Genomic DNA, 1,981 nt, shown 5'->3' with positions numbered 1-1,981 from the left:
GCAGACCAGCCAATTCAACCAATCAAAAAACAATCGGTATCAACAAACTTGGCACACTATTGAGTTCTCAAACAACAAACACGTGGGAATACTTTTCCGAGCCAGATCCGAAGTTTTCCCTCGAAATCCTCCAAAGCTCTTTATTTCTTCGCCGTGGTGTGTTACTAACTTATTTCATTTCCTTTCCCTTTGTCAAATCCGTTCTTTTCGGTGAAACCGGAAAAGTATTCGACAAAAGGGATCAACCCACAGCGAAATAAAGCATCATCCGGCTTTAGTGCTCAGCACACGCTGGACTAGCTTCAAGAATTTGATGGGGTTGGCTGCCCTCAGCGGGGCAACTCAGAAAACATTACATGCCTCCGCGAGCCAGCGCAAACCGGCGGGGCACGTTGTGATGAGCATCGCAGGGCACTCATGTCCTGCACTCCAGCGACTGCCTGGCCGACGCATCCGCTGCCCGAGCTGCTTCGTTTGAGCTCCCCGGCTCAGCTCGAGGGCGGCCGTACAGCAGACCGCGGGCCCTCGCTTCGCCGCGGCCACCGGGAGAGGTCCTGCGATGGATCTACCGCAGAGTGAGCTAGGGAGCTAAGGTTGCACCGTCGTCGAGGAGGACCCGCCGTGATTCCCGGAAGCACCGCTGCGTTGTTGATCGCTGTGTCCCTTCCGATTGCCCTTATTCCCGGGCCTTCAGTGGCCTTCATCCTGACCACGACGCTGCGTTCCGGGCGCGGTGGAGGCTTAGCCGCAGTCGCCGGAATCGAGTTGGGTTATGTTCTGCATGTGGTCGGTGCCGCCCTCGGCATCTCAGCTCTCGTGGCTGCAAGCGCAACGGCGTTTACAGTGGTCAAGGTCGTCGGCGTCCTCTACCTGCTCTGGTTGGCCTTCCGCGCGTTGGGCTCGCGCAGGGAGGGAACGTTGGAACAGCCCGCCGTGCAGGACGTGGAACCTACGGTGAGGCGCAGCCTTGCACGAGGGTTCATGGTCGGTGCGCTGAATCCCAAGACCGCCATGTTCTTTGTGGCCTTCCTCCCCCAGTTCGTCCAACCCGGAGCTGGGCCCATCTGGCTGCAACTCACTCTGCTGGGGCTTCTTTTCATTCTTGTGATGACTGTCCCCGACACGGCCTGGGCGCTGGCCGGCGCTGCACTCCGCCGCCATCTTCCCCGCCTGAAACTACGCGCGCTCGATCGCGTCAGCGGCTGTGTGTACATCCTGATGGCCGCAGCCGCATCGACCGTCCGACGGGCCGCCCCATAGGGTGCGCCCGGCGGGCAAAGGCCACTCGGTCGACCCCTTCACGTCTGCCCCACCTAGGCACCACTCGCTGGATGACCATGCAGCGGGGAGCCTCGAGGCTCTTTATATCGGGCCAGTCCCAGGCTTGTCTGCCGGATGGCGAGCACTCTGGCCCGAAGTGCCCACGCGCGGCCCCTGCTGTGCCGGCTTGTGGCGGCAGCTCCCGAGCGCGCGACCGTTGGAGCTGGCGCAGTGGAAGGGGCCGTGCAGCGAATGGGGGTGCAACGGACGGGGCTTGAAGCGGCGGACCGGGCGGGGATCTGCGGGCCCTGCGGGAAACTGTCTATTCCGCGACCTGTGGAGCAGTGCAACTGGGGGGCGGCCCATGGGCCGGCCCAGCTGCTTACGAGCAGCGAGCAGCCGTGTTCCGGCGTAGCTGATCAGGTGCCCCTGTAGCAGTGAGGGCGGCGGGCCGGCACGGTTGCGGTCGGCGCCCGCCAGCGGAGTGCGGTTCCAGTGGGGGCCAGCCAGGGTACCGCCGGTGCTGTGCGTAGGCAGCCGGTCGGGCGCCCCTGGCTTGCTGCCTGCCGCCCGTGATCCGACCCGGGCTGGCCCCTGTCGGCCCGCCGCCAAATGCGGCCGTCCGGGTGCGGCGCGCTGGCCCCGGTTGGGGTGGTTAAAGGGGTGCAGGCCCCACCGGTGGTGGGGCCTGCAGCCTAAGGGTGGTCCGGCGGTGTCCTAC

2 protein-coding genes are annotated in these 1,981 nt (G+C 64.0%); both read left to right on the top strand.

What is annotated here, in order from left to right; all coding sequences use genetic code 11:
* Positions 1 to 260: hypothetical protein (locus I6N91_RS17320; RefSeq protein WP_233092004.1), on the top strand; the 260-nt coding region annotated here is incomplete at its 5' end.
* A gap of 361 nt (positions 261 to 621) precedes the next feature.
* A complete protein-coding gene (locus I6N91_RS16935; RefSeq protein WP_198814485.1) occupies positions 622 to 1,260 on the top strand; it encodes a LysE family translocator in 639 nt (212 codons plus the stop codon).
* Positions 1,261 to 1,981: the final 721 nt, after the last annotated feature.

This window comes from Arthrobacter sp. MSA 4-2 (assembly GCF_016405885.1).
Classification (GTDB): domain Bacteria; phylum Actinomycetota; class Actinomycetes; order Actinomycetales; family Micrococcaceae; genus Arthrobacter_D.
The sequence above is the reverse complement of the archived record's forward strand: the minus strand, read 5'-3'. Positions and strand labels throughout refer to the sequence as shown.